Below are 16,211 nucleotides of genomic sequence, written 5' to 3'. Positions count from 1 at the left end.
GTGAATTTTCTGTATTTTATATAGAGTCAGCTAGAATGTTTGCGATTTATTATTTAGCCTTTAAACATGCGCAGTATTTGCTTTCTCATAACAGACTTGCAATGATTCTTCAATAATTGTTAATCCTTCTTCAAGTTGCTCATCTGTAATAACTAATGGCATTAACACACGAATAACATTACCGTATGTCCCTGCTGATAGTAGAAGTAATCCACGTTTGTTTGCTTCTGAACACAAGTTAGCTGTTAACGTTTTATCAGGTGCTTTCGTCTTACGATCTTGAACGAGCTCGAATGCACACATTGCCCCTAAACCACGCACATCACCAATGCAATTATATTTATTTTTCATCTCTTCGAATCGGTTCATTACGACTTTTCCTAATTCTATCGCTCTATCATTTAAATTCTCTTTCTCTATTACATCAAGTACTGCCAATGCTGCTACACATCCTAGCGGGCTTCCTGCGTACGTTCCACCAAGCTCTCCCGGTGCAGACTCATTCATAATTTCCTTGCGTCCAATAACACCACTAATCGGTACACCAGCGCCTAATGATTTAGATACCGTAATTAAATCTGGAACGACATCATAATGATCAATGGCAAAATATTTTCCTGTACGACTAAATCCTGTTTGAATTTCATCCGCTACAAATAGGATGCCGTGTTCTGAACAAATATTGCGTACTTCTTGCACAAACCTCTTACTTGGAACGATAAATCCACCTTCCCCTTGAACAGGTTCCATTACAACGGCTGCAATTGTTTCTGGTGCTACTTCTGATATGAAGAAATTCTTAAACTCTTCAATCATAAAGTCATCATACTGCTCTTCCGTTAATCCTTCTGGGCGGCGATATTCGTACGGGAATGGTGCTTTATAGACTTCAGGCGCAAATGGGCCAAATCCAAATTTATATGGTTTTACTTTACTTGTCATCGTCATTGTCATTAATGTACGCCCATGGAATCCTTTAGAAAACGCGATAATACCAGGTCTTTTTGTATATTTACGAGCGATTTTCACAGCGTTCTCAACTGCTTCTGCACCACTATTTAAAAATAGTACTTGCTTATCAAAACTTCCCGGTGCTAATGCTGCAAGTTTTTCTGCTAATTCAATATATGGCTCATACATCATGACGTTAAATCCAGTATGAATGTATTGATCTACTTGTTTATGGAGCGCCTCTTTAACAGCTGGATGACAATGCCCTACGTTTATTGTTCCGATTGCTCCCGCGAAATCAATGTACTGATTGCCATCAACATCTGTTACAAGAGCACCACTTGCAGATTGTACAAACGTTGGGATGCCGTTACTTACTCCTTTTGGTACTATATTTTGGCGGCGTTCTAATAAAGACGCTGCTTTCGGTCCAGGAATTTGTTCATTTACTTTAGCAAATTTTTTTGTGTTCATTACGTACCCCATCCTTTTCTTTACATTATTTTCTTTTTACATTGCAAAATGTATGCCAACATTCTTTTCCAGCATTCATCCTACATGCCTTCTATTTCAGCATAAAAAACAAGTCTATAAAGACTCATTAAGAGTCTTTATAGACTTATTTTTCTTACACATTAGACTTTCCTTGTTCCCAAATAAACTCACCTGAATGAGAAATAAAATCCTCAACAGATTGTACTACTAAATCCGCAAGTGGTTCTAAAGTTTGACGATCCCCTGTACCAGATAGTACTCCAATTGCATAGCAATCGCCGCCATTTTTCGCTAAATGTAAATCAGTTGGAGTATCTCCAACGACTGCTACTTCACACGCCTCTAAATGAAACATTTCACAAAACGATTCTACAATTCTTTTATCTGGCTTTTGTGCCGGAAACGTATCTGAAGCTACAACATAATCAAAATAAGACTCTAATTGATACTGTTTTAAAAATAATTCTGTCGGTGCGAAATCATCAGCTGTAACAACGCCTAAAATAAATCCTCTATTCTTTAAGCTTTGTAAAATTCTTGGTAAATCTGCCGTCATTCTCATATAGGAACGGTGCTCGTACATAAGGGAAAATAATTTTTCACTTACCCACTCATGCATCTCTTCTTCCTTAGATGACGTAATATACTTACAAAGCCCTTTTGCAACATCAAGGCTTGTTCCTGCCGCTATTGCGCTATGAGGGTTCACAAATGCCCCATCCACACCGATTTCTTTTAATACAGTAGGCTGCATTGACTTTGGAAGTTGATATAAATTTATACATTCTGCCACCAGTTCTTCAGCTACTTTTATCCAAATTGAATGAAAATCCATTAATGTCCCATCTTTATCAAATAATATTGCTTTTACCTTCTCCATAGCACACTACCTCTCGTTTCTTATCTCCTCCAGTGTATCAATAAAGTATGGATATAACATAAACGAATTGTAAAAATACCATAAAAATCAAACTAACTTCCAATTTACAATTCCTCTATATAATAAAAAGGATGCCTTTACAGGGCATCCTCTTGATGTTCAGGAACAAATAGTTCCAGACAATGATATATATTTTCGAATTCCATCGGTGCATCTCCACCGTATTCACCATCTAAGTTAATCATTAATTTATCTGGTGAATGCACTTTAATTCGATTTGCTTGTGTGTATAGCACTTTTGGATTGTTAATATGTTCACCACGCTGCGCTTGTGTTGCTGCTTTAATTAAGTCAGCAATAGAACCTTTTTTCAGTACTAATAAATCAAATAATCCATCGTTAATTGATGCATATGGTGCTACCTTTTCAAAGCCACCCACTGAACGAGTATTCGTAATTAAAAACATCGTAATTTCTTCTTGTAGCATCTTTCCATCATACTCAATTTCAACATATGTTGGATGTAATGATGGTAACATTTCGATTCCTTTTAAATAGTAAGCAAGTTGGCCTAATACTGTCTTTAGCTTACTTGGTACTTCATATGTTAATTCTGTAATACGGCCGCCACCAGCGATATTAATGAAATATGTATCATTCGCTCTACCAAGATCTAACGGAACTGTTTTCCCTTCACAAATAATATCCGCAGCCTCTTCAATCGCACGAGGTACACCAATCGCACGCGCAAAATCATTTGTCGTTCCAACTGGAATAATTCCAAACTTCGGACGATGTTCATGTCCAACTAAACCGTTCACTACTTCATTTAATGTACCATCACCACCAGCTGCAATAACAACATCAAATTTACGATCCGCAGCTTGCCTCGCTGCCACAGTCGCATCGCCAGGACCAGTTGTCGCATGACAAGACGCTTCATATCCAGCTTGTTCTAATTTTTGTAATACTTCCGGTAAGCTCTTCTTAAATAGCTCGCGCCCAGAAGTAGGATTATAAATAATTCTTGCTCGCTTCATCATTTATTAGCACAGGAAATTTCTTTATGTATCGAAAAAGAACATACCGAACTTCTATTCAGTATTCCCATGCCTACCTCCTCTCATCTTCCTATCCTTCTTTTATCCCGCTCAAACAGGCAGTAAGAACCCGATTCGTGTAGTCCATCAAAAGTAAACATTCATTTCAATGGTTTTGTTTTATTTGACAAAAAATTTATGTCCATCTATTTCCTCACAACAATTTACATATAACGAATAATAATTATCTATTATTTCATGAGATGAAAAAAACCTCTATGTCTAGATTTATCATTATTCCCACCTTTTTGCAACTATCATACCATAGTTGCTATACAAACATTTTTCCACTTTTGACAGTTAATCAAACGTTTGTTTAAATGATCTTCTCTCATTTAAACAAACGTTTGATTAACCTAGAAAAACACCCATGTACGGGTGTTTTTCTGCTTAATCTTTAAAAGTTATTACTATTATCGCTTATTAATCTCTTCAAGTAAGATTTTGTTAACAAGCGGTGGATTTGCTTGTCCTTTTGTAGCCTTCATAATTTGACCAACTAAGAAGCCAATTGCACGGTCTTTACCGTTTTTAAAGTCTTCGATAGATTGTTCATTGTTATCAAGAATTTCTGTTACAACTTTACGAAGTGTACCCTCGTCAGAAATTTGAACAAGACCTTTCGCTTTAACGATTTCTTCTGGGTCTCCACCTTTTTCAATTAATTCGTTAAATACTTTCTTCGCGATTTTAGAAGAAATTGTACCTTTTTCAATTAATTGAACCATTTTAGATAAACCAGCAGGCGTTAATGCAACGTCTTTTAATTCTTTTTGTTGCTTGTTTAAGTATGCAAGCACTTCACCCATTAACCAGTTTGATGTTAATTTCGCATCAGCACCGTCTGCAACAGTTGCTTCAAAGAAATCAGACATCTCTTTCGTTAATGTTAATACGTGTGCATCATAAGCCGGTAAGCCAATTTCTGCAACGTAGCGAGCTTTACGTGCATCTGGAAGTTCTGGAATCGAAGCACGAATTTCTTCTTTCCACTCATCATCGATGTAAAGTTCAACTAAGTCTGGCTCTGGGAAGTAACGGTAATCGTCAGATCCCTCTTTCACACGCATTAAGATTGTTTTCTTCGTTGCTTCATCATAACGACGTGTTTCTTGTTGGATGATACCACCAGATAACAATTCTTTCTCTTGGCGCACTTGCTCGTGCTCAAGACCTTTTTGTACGTAAGTGAATGAGTTTAAGTTTTTCAGTTCCGCTTTTGTACCGAACTTCTCTTGTCCAACAGGACGAAGGGAAATGTTCGCATCACAACGCAAGGAACCTTCTTCCATCTTACAATCAGATACGCCAGTGTATTGAATGATTGATTTTAACTTCTCTAAGTATGCATATGCTTCTTCTGGCGTACGCATATCTGGCTCAGATACGATCTCGATTAAAGGCATACCTTGACGGTTGTAGTCTACTAATGAACCATCAGCTGTATGCGTTGATTTACCAGCATCTTCTTCTAAATGAAGACGTGTAATACCGATACGTTTCTTTTTACCGTCTACTTCGATTTCAATCCAACCATTTTCACCGATTGGCTTATCGAATTGAGAAATTTGGTAAGCTTTCGGATTATCTGGGTAGAAATAGTTTTTACGGTCAAACTTCGTTTCCGTTGCGATTTCACAGTTTAATGCCATTGCAGCTTTCATTGCAAAGTTAACTGCTTCTTTATTTAAAGTAGGAAGTACCCCTGGGTATCCTAAGTCAATTACACTTGTTTGTGTATTTGGCTCCGCTCCGAATTCTGTTGGACTCGCAGAGAAAATTTTCGAATTTGTTTTTAACTCAACGTGAACCTCTAAACCAATAATTGTTTCTAAATTCATCTATGCTCGCCTCCTTACAGACTTGCTTTTTTTGTATGATAGTCTGTTGCTTGCTCAAACGCATGTGCAACGCGGTAAATTGTCGCTTCATCGAAGTGTTTACCAATGATTTGTAGACCAAGTGGCATGTTGTTAGCACCAAATCCACATGGAACAGAAATCGCTGGAACACCCGCTAAGTTTACTGGGATTGTTAAAATATCGTTTGCATACATTGTCATTGGATCATCAACTTTTTCGCCCACTTTAAATGCCGGAGTTGGCGTTGTTGGTCCAATAATAACATCGTAGTTAGCAAATACATTTTCAAAGTCGTTTTTAATTAATGTACGTACTTGTTGTGCTTTTTTGTAGTATGCATCATAGTAACCAGAGCTAAGTGCAAATGTACCAAGCATAATACGACGTTTTACTTCATCACCGAAACCTTCGCTACGTGTGTTTTTGTAAAGGTCTAATAAATTATTTACATTATCAGAACGAACACCGTAACGTACGCCATCAAAGCGTGAAAGGTTAGCAGATGCTTCAGAAGAAGATAATAAGTAATACGTTGCTAGAGCGTATTTAGAGTGTGGAAGAGATACTTCCTCCCAAGTTGCGCCCATACCTTCTAATACTTTTAAAGCAGCTAGTACTGACTCACGAGCTTCTTCGCCAACACCTTCTCCTAAGTATTCTTTCGGTACAGCAATACGTAAACCTTTAACGTCGCCTGTTAAACCAGATAAGTAGTTTCCTACTTCAACGTTTGCAGAAGTTGCATCCATACGGTCAATACCTGAAATAGCTTGTAATAAGTATGCATTATCTTCTACTGTACGTGTAATCGGTCCGATTTGGTCAAGTGAAGATGCGAATGCAACTAATCCGTAACGAGATACACGTCCATAGGTTGGTTTTAAACCTACAACGCCGCAATATGCAGCTGGCTGACGGATAGAACCACCCGTATCAGAACCTAGAGAGAATAATACTTCTCCTGCTGCTACAGCTGCCGCAGAACCACCACTAGATCCGCCTGGAACGTAATCTAAGTTCCATGGATTTTTCGTAGCGTAGAAACCTGAGTTTTCATTTGAAGAACCCATTGCAAACTCGTCCATATTTAATTTACCGATTGTAACTGTGTCAGCAGCTTTTAGCTTTTGCACAACTGTTGCATCATAAATTGGATCAAAGTTTGCTAACATTTTGCTCGCACAAGTAGTACGAAGACCGTTAGTTACAATGTTATCTTTCACACCAATTGGCATACCGAATAATAAACCATTATCTTCAGCACCAATTTTCGCGTCTAATTCTTTCGCTTTCGCGCGTGCGTTTTCTTCATCTAATGTAAGAAAAGCTTTTACGTTATCTTCAACATCCGCAATACGTTTGTAAGATTCTTCTACTAAATCCGTAACGGAAATTTCTTTGTTGTTTAACTTCTTATGTAACTCTGATACGGAATGATCAAATAATGACATCGAAATTCCCCTCCTCTATTCTAATACTGCTGGAACACGGATTTGATTATCTTTGTGATCCGGTGCATTTTTTAATACTTCTTCGACTGGTAAACCTTTTTCTGGTACATCTTCACGCATAACATTTTTCATAGTTAATACATGAGTTGTTGGTTTTACATCAGTTGTATCTAATTCATTTAACTGTTCTGCAAATGTAACAATTGCATCTAGTTGTTTTTGAAATTTTTCAGCTTCTTGATCAGTAATTGCAAGACGTGCTAAATGTGCTACGTGCTTTACATTCTCAACGGAAATTCTTGACACGGCTAGGCCACCTCCATAATATATCGTTCAATCTACAATACTATTGATGATACCAAATTTTCAGTACTTCAAGCAAGTCAACACACGGCACTTACTGCATTTTTACATAAAAAAAGAAAGGCGAATGCCTTTCTTTACGATTTACTCTTTATCTAACGGTTTATTTTTCGGAAATCTCTCGTTATCTTCTTCATTATCACGAATTGTTTTTTGTAATACAAAACAAGACATCGTTAAAAATAATGTTCCAATTAAATAATATCCTTTTACACTAAGCGTTTCATCTAACGTATAAATTCCAATTAGCATACCTGAAAGCGCACAAACAAATGAAGTCCATGCTAAAAACGTGAACGCTTGCGTATTACGTCTTCTCATCGTTCTCCCCCTCGTTAGCTGTACATCCATTATAGATAAGTATATTTACCATGATGGATTTTTATGTAAATTCTAGTTTTATATTTATAAATCTACCATAAAACAATACTATTTTAAAGTTAGTTTTCTGTTTAATCTGAAAAAAACAGTTAAAAACATTGACATTTATTTCTATTCTACATAAAATAAAAATAAATATTACGAACCTCGAAATATACGGGAGTGGAATTAATTGTTGCAATACGAACATTTTTTAGACTTACTGCTAGATAACGCCAAGAAACTTTTCTATCCTGAGGAATGGGTAAGCCTAGATTTAACACTTTCTAAAACAGAAATATTTTGTTTACTTTGGATGGAACGAAATACAGATATTACAATGACAAAAATCGCTGACCTTCTTGATATACCAATGAGTACAACGACGGGTGTTGTAAATCGCCTTGTAAAAAAGGGATATATCGAAAGGTACCGTGATGAAAATGACCGACGCATTGTATTAATTCGTTTAACAGAAAACGGCGTAATGCTCGTTCAAGAAGTAAAACAAAATGCAGCCCATTACTTTAGCCTAGTGACAGAAGCATTATCAGAAGAAGAAAAAGCATTCTTACTACAAATCTTCCAAAAGATTATGAACCACATTGCTACGTCACAGCAAAAAACAGAAGAAAAGGTTTCTACACCTAAAATGAAAAACATTCCGATTGAATAAAACCCTACTAGGGTTTTTATTCAAAAAAATATTTCGTAACTCGTAATATCCGACACTCGAAATAAAGGGGATAGAATGATGAGAATTATTTTGTATACAGGTAAAGGCGGCGTAGGAAAAACTAGCATTTCAGCAGCAACAGCACTTCAAAGCGCAAAACAAGGATTAAAAACATTAGTAATGAGCACAGACCCAGCCCATAGTTTAGGAGACTCATTTGGTATAAAGTTATCTTCTGAGCCACTAGAAATTCGTAAAAATTTGTGGGCACAAGAAATTAATACGATTTATGAGATGGAAAAAGGCTGGGGGAAATTACAGAAATATATTACACTACTCTTCACTTCCAAAGCATCTGATGATATTACAGCAGAAGAGTTAACGATGTTTCCTGGTATGGAAGATTTAATTAGCTTACTCCGCGTACTCGATTATTATAAACAAAACACATATGATGTTATTATCATTGATTGTGCTCCAACAGGAGAAACATTAGCAATGCTCAGCTTTCCAGACATGCTTGGCTGGTGGATGGAAAAACTCTTTCCTATTAAAAGAAAAGTTTTAAAAGTTGTTCGCCCTGTAGCTCAACCACTTCTTGGTGTCCCCCTTCCAACCGATGATATTATGGACGAATTAACAAATACACTTGAACAGCTTGGAGAAATGAGAGATATTTTATCAAACCGAGACGTAACAAGTATCCGCATCGTTGTAAATCCCGAAAAAATGGTCATTAAAGAGGCTCAGCGCAGCTTCACGTATTTAAATTTATACGATTATAACGTAGATGCGATTATGATTAACCGCGTCATCCCTAACACTGTCACCGATCCTTATTTTCAAGCATGGAAAGATACGCAAAAGAAATATAAAACATTAATTCAAAATAGTTTCGATCCACTTCCTATTTACGAAGCTCCTATGTTTGAACAAGAAGTTGTTGGTTTGTCTATGTTAGAGCGTGTAGGAGATGCTTTATTTAAATCAGATTCTTCTCCTACAAAAGTGAAATTTAACGGTCGCACTCAATATGTAAAAAAAGATGGCGATGAGTATATTTTCGTTCTGTCCATTCCCTTCTCTAACAAAAGTGAGCTTGCATTAAATCAAAAAGGTGACGAGCTTATCATTCGTGCTGGTTCTGTTAAACGAAACATCACATTACCCAAAACGTTAACACACCTTTCTATTCAAGGAGCAAAATTCGAAGATGATGTACTAAACATTCGATTTGGAGGTGTAGTGCATGCGTGAGGAATTACTAAGGAAGATAATTCATGCAAAAATAAAAGTCGGTATGAATATATTAGAAGAATTACCCGCCCCAATCCAGCAATCAGCTAAGCAAATGCTAAATATTTTACAAGAGGAGCTAGCTGCCTATCCGAAAGAACGAGAGCACCAAGAAGATGATTTAAAAAGTATTATAATTGAATGAACATCTCTGGATAGAAGGCCTTTCTAGGCTTTCTATCTCCATATTGGAGTGATATAAGTTGTTGAAAAAACATTCCACTATTATGCTTTGGATTATTCCCTTGTTATTTTTCATTCATAACCTTGAAGAATCTTTCCAAATGCCGCAATATCTTGCTAATCAATTTTCAATTCATTTTATAACAAGCCAGCAATTTTTCATTGCCATTTCCGCATTAACAATCTTTGTATTACTTATCGTCTTTCTATATCAACTAAACTTCTTGTCTTCTATATACTGGGTTATTTTTATACAAGGGGCTATATTCTTCAACTCTGTTCAACATATTATTTTGTTTTTCATATATCGTTCGTATAATCCTGGCGTAATATCAGCAGTTTTCATTATGATCTTTTCTATTTTCTTTTTTTCATTCGAAAAACACCTCATGCATAAAAAACAATTCATAATTACACTCATTTTTAGCTTATTTTCTTATCCTGTTATAATTTGGATTACCTTACTATTTGCTAGCTGCTTTCATCCATAAAAAAAGACCAGGAAAACTCCTAGTCCATCACTCTACTTAACAAACATTGGATTCTACGTTATACAGAATTGGAAGGTACAGAATTAGGGTTTTGTTTGTTAAGTAGATTATATGTTGAACGAGCTAACAGCGGAGGGGTTCCTACTGTTAATCGTTAAACCCAATAATTATTTTACGATTTTTTCAAGCTCCTCAAGTGAAAGATCTACTGAAATGGAACCATCATTTGTTTCTTTCTTAATTGCATCTGTTACTTCTTTTGAATGATAGAGTTCAATTACTTTTTTCAGTGTTGGATCATCTTTATCTTTCGTACGAGCTGCAAAAATATTAATATATGGCTTCGCATTTTCATTCTTTGGATCTTCTAAGAAAATCGGATCCTTCGCTGGATCTAATCCAGCTTGACCAGCAACACCGTTATTAATAACTGAAGCTGCAACGTCTTTTAATACACGAGGTGTTTGCTGTGCGATAACCGGTGTAATTTTTAACTTCTTCGGATTTTCAGCAATGCCGCTTGGATCTCCGAATAAGCCAAAGTCTTTCTTAAGCTTTACTAATCCAGCTGCATCAAGAAGTTTTAATGCACGCGCTTGGTTCGTTGGATCATTTGGAATCGCAATTTCTGAACCATCTGGGATTTCACTTGCTTTCTTATGTTTTTCAGAGTATAAGCCCATTGGCGCAATTTGCGTTGTACCAACAGCTGTAATATCTAGCTTATGCTCCTTCTTAAATTGCTCTAAGAAAGCAATATGCTGGAATGAGTTTAGTTCAATATCTCCATCAGCTAACGCTTTATTTGGCGTTGTGTAATCAGAGAACTCAACCAGTTTAATTTTAATTCCTTCTTTTTCAGCTTTTTTCTTTAAAATTTCCCAAGCGTCTCCATCTGTTCCGGTTACACCTACGCGAACTGTTTTCTCTTTCGCTCCTGCCCCCGTGTCCCCACTTGAGCAGCCGCTTAATGCTGAAATTCCTACAATTGCTGATAATGCAAATGCTAAAATTTTCTTCATTTTCTTTTCCCCTCTTCCTGTTTATGATCTGCGTAAAAAGACTTTCGCAAAGTAGTTTCCTAAATTTTGAGCTACCTGTACGAGAATAATAAGTAAAACGACCGTTACGAACATAACTGATGTATCAAAGCGTAGATAACCATATGTCATCGCTAAGTCACCAAGGCCACCACCACCGACAAGCCCAGCAACTGCAGAAAATTCAATTAAACCAACTGTCATAAATGTAACTCCTAAAATCAATGGTGCTAACGCTTCTGGTACAAGAATTTCAAAAACAATTCTAATTGGTGAAGCACCCATTGCTTGCGCTGCTTCAATGACTCCCTTTGGAACTGAAACAAGATTTGTTTCAACCATTCTCGCAATACCGATTGATGCAACTAACGTCATTGGGAAAATCGCTGCTGCTGTTCCAATCGTCGTTCCAATAACGCTTCTTGTTAGTGGACTTAAAGCTACTAAGAAGATAATGAATGGAACCGGACGAATTGTATTAATAATGATATTAAGAATAGAAAAGACCCATTTATTTTCTAAAAAGTTTCCTTTTCTCGTTACATACAACAGTAAACCTAGAGGTATACCGAGGATTGTAGCGAATATAAGGGTTACGATTACCATTAAGAGGGTATCCCCCGTCGCCTCTACTATGCGAGGCCAAAATATACTCCAATCAACTCGCATGAGCTTCTACCTCCTTCAGCTGCACTTGCAGTCTTAGATGTTGTAATGCTTTTTGGATTTCTTTTTGCTCACCTTGCAGTTCTACAAGAAGGTTTCCAAATAGCACATTTTGAAGTTCAATAATATTTCCGTAAAGCACGTTTACATCGACGTTATAGTTTTTTGCGATATATGATAGTACTGGTTGCCCTGTCTCCTCACCAGTAAATGTTAAGCGATAAATCTGTCCTCCATTTTGAATTTTCGCTAGAACACTTTCTGGTAAATGATCATTGATAATAGAACGTACAAAGTTTTGAGTCGTCTTTGTTTTCGGTTGTGTGAAAACGTCAAACAGTTTTCCTTCTTCAATAACCTTTCCCTTCTCCATTACAGCTACACGGTGACAAATTTCTTTCACAACGTGCATTTCATGTGTAATAAGAAGAATTGTTACATTATATTCTCGATTTACTTTCTTTAATAAGTTTAATATCTCTGTCGTTGTTTCTGGATCTAAGGCTGATGTTGCCTCATCACATATAAGAATATCCGGTGATGTTGCAAGTGCCCTAGCAATACCAACACGTTGCTTTTGGCCGCCTGATAATTGCTCTGGATAATAGTTTGCTTTATCTTCTAATCCCACAAACTTCAGCAGTTCATTTACTCTTTCTTTTATCTCATTCTTTGGTACTTTCGCTAACTTTAATGGGTACGCAATATTTCCAAACACTGTTCTTGAATTAAATAAATTAAAACTTTGAAAAATCATCCCGATTCTTTGCCTTAGCTTCCGTAATTCTTTCGTCGATAGTAATGTAATATCTTTATCATCTATTGAAATCGTTCCTGCCGTCGGTCTCTCTAGCATATTTACTAAGCGTAACAACGTACTCTTTCCAGCGCCACTAAAACCGATAATGCCAAAAATTTCGCCCTTCTCAACTGATAATGTTACGTCTTCCACCGCATGAACAGATTGCCCACCTGATTCATATACTTTACTTACGTTCTTAAAAGAAATCATTTTCTTCCCTCCTATATGCTGTAAAAACTTGGAGTAGAGCTTTCGAGGTAAAATAAAAAGTGCTCTCCCTCTTATCAAACATAAAGATAAGAAGGAGAGCACTTGTATGTACTCGGTCACATCTTCTCATCTTCCAAGCCTTTATAAGGCTTGCTGGAGTTAGCACGGTATTAAAAAACCCGTTGCTGAGGTATCGTAGGGCCAGTCCCTCCACCTCTCTGGATAAGAATGTATCGATTTAATTGTCGTTTAATTAATTCTTATTATAGAACTCAGAATAATAAGAGTCAATACATTTTTTAGAAAAATATTAATTATTATTCTATTAAAATTTTCAAATAAAAAAATCACACTACAATAGTGATTTTTAAAGTTATGTAAAATTCTTTTCCTTCATATTTTTTAAAAGGAGAATCCTCCCTATAAAGTGAAACTATAATCAGTGGGGGTTTTGTTCATCCCCCACTGATTATCAGCCCTCACCAATCGGACATTTACGGACAGTTGATCTCCCACCTAACTTCTTTGCTCCAGCCGAATTTTGAGGTGGGAGTTTTACTGCCCGTTAATGTCGGATAAATTGAATACCATTATTTGAATATGAAATCGGAGGAAGATAAATATATGAAAACAGCTCTTTTACTCGTTGATATTCAAAATGATTATTTTCCACATGGAAAGATGGAGTTGCGTAATCCAGTAGAAGCAAGCGAATACGCTAGTCAGCTACTACAACTCTTTAGAACGAAAAACGAACCTATTTTTCATATCCAACATGTAGCAATTAAAGATGACGCTACTTTTTTCCTACCTAATACAGAAGGTGTACATATTCATGAAAGCGTACGTCCACTTAGAGAAGAAACCGTTATACTCAAACATTATCCAAATAGTTTTCGCGAAACCGATCTTCTAGAACAATTACAACGTTTAAATATTGAGCACATCTTCATATGCGGGATGATGACTCATATGTGTATTGATGCTACCGTAAGGGCTGCTTTTGATTTCGGCTTTCCATGTACCGTTATACATGATGCTTGTGCGACAAAAGATCTTTCTTTTAAGAATGCTACAATACCAGCCGTTTATATTCATAACACAATTTTAGCTAGTTTAAATGGAGTATATGCAAATGTAGTGAGTACAGAGGAGTTTTTAGCTACAAAAAAACACTCCATTCAGTGAGCAAAACCGAAAAGAGTGTTTCTTGTCAAACCATAGATTTTCTTTCAAATTGTATTATACAGGAAATCCTTAAAATGAATACTAAAAAATATGACTAATAAGTCAATTTTTCTCGTTGTTTTGTTTCTATTTACATGTTTATCCCGATATGAATAGGGTTTAGCTAGTTCTAATCACCAAACGGTAATATGTGGTAATTAGAACTAGTTTCTCCTATCAAAAACATAACATATTATTTATCTGTTTGTTTTTGCTTCTTTTTCAAATACTCCGCACGCAAATTTTCAATTTGTTGCTTTTTATCAAATTTGGCAGGCGTCTGTTTTTCATGAAACTTTGCCACAGCTACCTGACTCTTGTAATCCAATTGATATTTTCCCACTTTGTTCACCTACTTTTCTTGTCCTTAAAGAGAATCTATTCAACAAATATAATATATCTTATTTACTGAAGTAAACCTTATTAGTTTTTCTAGGTATATCTATCTTAATCCATATATAGAAATTTCCCCAAAAAAAAAAAAAGAGATCTTCGCAGACTGCGAAGATCTCTCCTACTATTTCTTATAAAGTTTCAGAAGTAGTTTTTGCTTGCATGTGAAGCGCTAAGTAGTCAGGGCCACCAGCTTTAGAGTCTGTACCAGACATGTTAAAGCCACCGAATGGTTGGTAACCTACGATTGCACCAGTACATCCACGGTTAAAGTATAAGTTACCCACATGGAATTCTTCACGTGCTTTTTCAATATGGTCACGGTTATTAGTAACAACAGCACCTGTTAAACCGTATTCTGTATTGTTTGCAATTGCTAGTGCATGATCAAAGTCTTTTGCTTTACAGAATGCTACTACTGGTCCGAAGATTTCTTCTTTCATTAAGCGAGCATCTTCTGCAACGTCAGCAACGATTGTTGGTTGGATGAACCAGCCTTTAGAGTCGTCTCCTTCGCCACCTGCTAAGATTCTACCTTCTTCTTTACCAATTGCAACATAGCTCATTACTTTATCGAATGCAGCTTGGTCATTAACAGGACCCATGTTTGTACCTAATACAGCTGGGTTAGCAACTGTTAATTCTTTCGTTAATTCAACAGCACGATTTAATACGTGATCGTATACATCTTCATGGATTACTGCACGAGAACATGCAGAACATTTTTGTCCTGAGAATCCGAATGCTGATGCAACGATAGATTTAGCTGCTAATTCAAGATCTGCTTCTTTATCAACAACGATTGTATCTTTACCACCCATTTCAGCGATAACGCGTTTTAACCAAATTTGGCCTGGGTTTACTTTCGCTGCACGCTCATAAATACGGATACCTACATCACGAGATCCAGTGAAGCTCACGAAACGTGTACGAGGGTGATCTACTAAGTAGTCACCAACTTCAGAACCATTACCTGGAACGAAGTTTACTACGCCAGCTGGTAAGCCAGCTTCTTCTAATACTTCCATGAATTTCGCTGCTACTACAGGAGTTGTACTAGCTGGTTTTAGTAATACTGTGTTACCAGAAACTAAAGCAGCTGTTGTCATACCTGCCATAATTGCGAATGGGAAGTTCCAAGGAGAAATGATAACACCTACTCCTAATGGAATGTAAGAGAAACGATTATATTCAATTGGACGGCTTTCTACTGGAATACCGTCTTTTAATTTTAACATTTGACGACCATAATATTCCATAAAGTCGATTGCTTCTGCTGTATCAGCATCTGCCTCATTCCATGGTTTACCTGCTTCTTTTACAAGAATAGCAGAGAATTCATGCTTTCTGCGACGAACGATTGCTGCAGCGCGGAATAAAATGTCTGCACGCATTTCTGGCTTTGATTTTCTCCAAGTTTGGAATGTTTCATCCGCTACTTGCATTGCTTTTTCAGCTAACTCACGGCTTGCTTTTGAAACGCGACCAACAAGTTCCTCTTTATTTGCAGGGTTTACAGAAACAATTTTGTCTTCTGTAGTGATTTTTTCTCCCCCAATAATTAATGGATAGTCTTGTCCAAGATAAGATTCTACTTTCTTTAAACCTTCTTCAAACGCTAATTTGTTAGCCTCCACTGAAAAATCTGTAAATGGCTCATGTTTGTATGCTACTACCATTTTTTTAGCCTCCCCTTAGAAAAACGTTTACATTTTACAACATTATTCTACACGATAATTTAGATTTATTCAAATATTCCTAGACT

At 36.5% G+C, this 16,211-nt stretch carries 17 protein-coding genes and 1 riboswitch; of the genes, 5 read left to right on the top strand and 12 right to left on the bottom strand.

Annotated elements, in window-relative coordinates:
- Positions 1-60: 60 nt before the first annotated feature.
- The 7 genes from gabT to MR115_RS24855 all read right to left on the bottom strand — a co-directional run bounded on the left by gabT (position 61) and on the right by MR115_RS24855 (position 7,423).
- The gene (gene gabT / locus MR115_RS24885; RefSeq protein WP_242243094.1) at positions 61-1,425 is read right to left on the bottom strand and encodes a 4-aminobutyrate--2-oxoglutarate transaminase; all 1,365 of its coding nucleotides are present in this window, start codon (positions 1,423-1,425) and stop codon (positions 61-63) included.
- Positions 1,426-1,579: 154 nt separating this feature from the next.
- Positions 1,580-2,326: an HAD family hydrolase gene (locus MR115_RS24880; protein WP_242243093.1), complete on the bottom strand. Its 747-nt coding sequence runs from the start codon at positions 2,324-2,326 to the stop codon at positions 1,580-1,582.
- A 137-nt stretch (positions 2,327-2,463) separates the two neighbouring features.
- Positions 2,464-3,369 (bottom strand): diacylglycerol kinase, encoded by a 906-nt coding sequence (locus MR115_RS24875; protein ID WP_061679429.1) that lies wholly within the window; start codon positions 3,367-3,369, stop codon positions 2,464-2,466.
- 470 nt (positions 3,370-3,839) lie between these two features.
- Positions 3,840-5,267, bottom strand: a complete 1,428-nt coding sequence (gene gatB / locus MR115_RS24870; protein ID WP_046958896.1) for an Asp-tRNA(Asn)/Glu-tRNA(Gln) amidotransferase subunit GatB — start codon at positions 5,265-5,267, stop codon at positions 3,840-3,842.
- Positions 5,268-5,281: 14 nt separating this feature from the next.
- Complete coding sequence (gene gatA, locus MR115_RS24865) at positions 5,282-6,739, bottom strand: Asp-tRNA(Asn)/Glu-tRNA(Gln) amidotransferase subunit GatA (protein WP_242243092.1); 1,458 nt, start codon at positions 6,737-6,739, stop codon at positions 5,282-5,284.
- 15 nt (positions 6,740-6,754) lie between these two features.
- Positions 6,755-7,045, bottom strand: coding sequence for an Asp-tRNA(Asn)/Glu-tRNA(Gln) amidotransferase subunit GatC (gatC, locus tag MR115_RS24860; protein ID WP_000086999.1), 291 nt, complete (start codon positions 7,043-7,045; stop codon positions 6,755-6,757).
- Positions 7,046-7,186: 141 nt separating this feature from the next.
- Complete coding sequence (locus tag MR115_RS24855; RefSeq protein ID WP_001254393.1) at positions 7,187-7,423, bottom strand: YiaA/YiaB family inner membrane protein; 237 nt, start codon at positions 7,421-7,423, stop codon at positions 7,187-7,189.
- A gap of 232 nt (positions 7,424-7,655) precedes the next feature.
- Between MR115_RS24855 and MR115_RS24850 the strand changes: the two genes are divergently transcribed.
- The 4 genes from MR115_RS24850 to MR115_RS24835 all read left to right on the top strand — a co-directional run bounded on the left by MR115_RS24850 (position 7,656) and on the right by MR115_RS24835 (position 10,108).
- Positions 7,656-8,138: a MarR family winged helix-turn-helix transcriptional regulator gene (locus MR115_RS24850; RefSeq protein WP_242243091.1), complete on the top strand. Its 483-nt coding sequence runs from the start codon at positions 7,656-7,658 to the stop codon at positions 8,136-8,138.
- Positions 8,139-8,213: 75 nt separating this feature from the next.
- A complete protein-coding gene (locus MR115_RS24845) occupies positions 8,214-9,395 on the top strand; it encodes an ArsA family ATPase (protein ID WP_242243090.1) in 1,182 nt (393 codons plus the stop codon).
- Entirely contained in the window at positions 9,388-9,579 is a 192-nt protein-coding gene (locus MR115_RS24840) for a DUF3926 domain-containing protein (RefSeq protein WP_071722792.1), read from the top strand. Before MR115_RS24845 ends, MR115_RS24840 begins: the two co-directional genes overlap by 8 nt.
- A 58-nt stretch (positions 9,580-9,637) precedes the next feature.
- The gene (locus tag MR115_RS24835; protein ID WP_097819423.1) at positions 9,638-10,108 is read left to right on the top strand and encodes an HXXEE domain-containing protein; all 471 of its coding nucleotides are present in this window, start codon (positions 9,638-9,640) and stop codon (positions 10,106-10,108) included.
- Between the two features lie 167 nt (positions 10,109-10,275).
- Here the strand turns inward: MR115_RS24835 and MR115_RS24830 are convergent, their stop codons facing one another.
- Genes MR115_RS24830 through MR115_RS24820 form a run of 3 tightly spaced genes read right to left on the bottom strand, consistent with a single transcriptional unit; the run spans position 10,276 to position 12,826 of the window.
- Positions 10,276-11,130, bottom strand: a complete 855-nt coding sequence (locus MR115_RS24830) for a MetQ/NlpA family ABC transporter substrate-binding protein (RefSeq protein ID WP_242243089.1) — start codon at positions 11,128-11,130, stop codon at positions 10,276-10,278.
- A gap of 21 nt (positions 11,131-11,151) precedes the next feature.
- Complete coding sequence (locus MR115_RS24825; protein ID WP_061679433.1) at positions 11,152-11,817, bottom strand: methionine ABC transporter permease; 666 nt, start codon at positions 11,815-11,817, stop codon at positions 11,152-11,154.
- Complete coding sequence (locus tag MR115_RS24820) at positions 11,807-12,826, bottom strand: methionine ABC transporter ATP-binding protein (RefSeq protein ID WP_242243088.1); 1,020 nt, start codon at positions 12,824-12,826, stop codon at positions 11,807-11,809. The genes MR115_RS24825 and MR115_RS24820 overlap by 11 nt, the downstream gene beginning before the upstream one ends.
- Before the next feature lie 123 nt (positions 12,827-12,949).
- Positions 12,950-13,055, bottom strand: a riboswitch (SAM riboswitch).
- Positions 13,056-13,450: 395 nt separating this feature from the next.
- Here MR115_RS24820 and MR115_RS24815 point away from each other — a divergent pair.
- Positions 13,451-14,014 carry a cysteine hydrolase family protein gene (locus tag MR115_RS24815; protein WP_242243087.1) on the top strand — a complete coding sequence of 188 codons (564 nt, stop codon included), beginning with the start codon at positions 13,451-13,453 and terminating at the stop codon, positions 14,012-14,014.
- Positions 14,015-14,246: 232 nt separating this feature from the next.
- On the opposite strand, the gene MR115_RS24810 is transcribed toward MR115_RS24815, so the two are convergent.
- On the bottom strand, positions 14,247-14,396 hold the full coding sequence (locus tag MR115_RS24810) for a hypothetical protein (RefSeq protein ID WP_000521652.1): 150 nt from the start codon (positions 14,394-14,396) through the stop codon (positions 14,247-14,249).
- A gap of 181 nt (positions 14,397-14,577) precedes the next feature.
- The gene (gene pruA, locus MR115_RS24805; RefSeq protein WP_000259556.1) at positions 14,578-16,125 is read right to left on the bottom strand and encodes an L-glutamate gamma-semialdehyde dehydrogenase; all 1,548 of its coding nucleotides are present in this window, start codon (positions 16,123-16,125) and stop codon (positions 14,578-14,580) included.
- Between the last annotated feature and the right edge of the window lie 86 nt (positions 16,126-16,211).

It is taken from the genome of Bacillus cereus group sp. BfR-BA-01309 (genome assembly GCF_022664315.1).
Classification (GTDB): Bacteria; Bacillota; Bacilli; order Bacillales; family Bacillaceae_G; genus Bacillus_A; species Bacillus_A mobilis.
Note: the sequence above shows the minus strand (reverse complement) of the source record. Positions and strands in the feature narration are given on the sequence as shown.

Excerpts from the sequence above, each read along its gene's own strand:
- gabT (WP_242243094.1), bottom strand. The coding sequence starts at position 1,425 with ATGAACACAAAAAAATTTGCTAAAGTAAATGAACAAATTCCTGGACCG.
- MR115_RS24880 (WP_242243093.1), bottom strand. The coding sequence starts at position 2,326 with ATGGAGAAGGTAAAAGCAATATTATTTGATAAAGATGGGACATTAATG.
- MR115_RS24875 (WP_061679429.1), bottom strand. The coding sequence starts at position 3,369 with ATGATGAAGCGAGCAAGAATTATTTATAATCCTACTTCTGGGCGCGAG.
- gatB (WP_046958896.1), bottom strand. The coding sequence starts at position 5,267 with ATGAATTTAGAAACAATTATTGGTTTAGAGGTTCACGTTGAGTTAAAA.
- gatA (WP_242243092.1), bottom strand. The coding sequence starts at position 6,739 with ATGTCATTATTTGATCATTCCGTATCAGAGTTACATAAGAAGTTAAAC.
- MR115_RS24855 (WP_001254393.1), bottom strand. The coding sequence starts at position 7,423 with ATGAGAAGACGTAATACGCAAGCGTTCACGTTTTTAGCATGGACTTCA.
- MR115_RS24845 (WP_242243090.1), top strand. The coding sequence starts at position 8,214 with ATGATGAGAATTATTTTGTATACAGGTAAAGGCGGCGTAGGAAAAACT.
- MR115_RS24840 (WP_071722792.1), top strand. The coding sequence starts at position 9,388 with ATGCGTGAGGAATTACTAAGGAAGATAATTCATGCAAAAATAAAAGTC.
- MR115_RS24830 (WP_242243089.1), bottom strand. The coding sequence starts at position 11,130 with ATGAAGAAAATTTTAGCATTTGCATTATCAGCAATTGTAGGAATTTCA.
- MR115_RS24825 (WP_061679433.1), bottom strand. The coding sequence starts at position 11,817 with ATGCGAGTTGATTGGAGTATATTTTGGCCTCGCATAGTAGAGGCGACG.
- MR115_RS24820 (WP_242243088.1), bottom strand. The coding sequence starts at position 12,826 with ATGATTTCTTTTAAGAACGTAAGTAAAGTATATGAATCAGGTGGGCAA.
- MR115_RS24815 (WP_242243087.1), top strand. The coding sequence starts at position 13,451 with ATGAAAACAGCTCTTTTACTCGTTGATATTCAAAATGATTATTTTCCA.
- pruA (WP_000259556.1), bottom strand. The coding sequence starts at position 16,125 with ATGGTAGTAGCATACAAACATGAGCCATTTACAGATTTTTCAGTGGAG.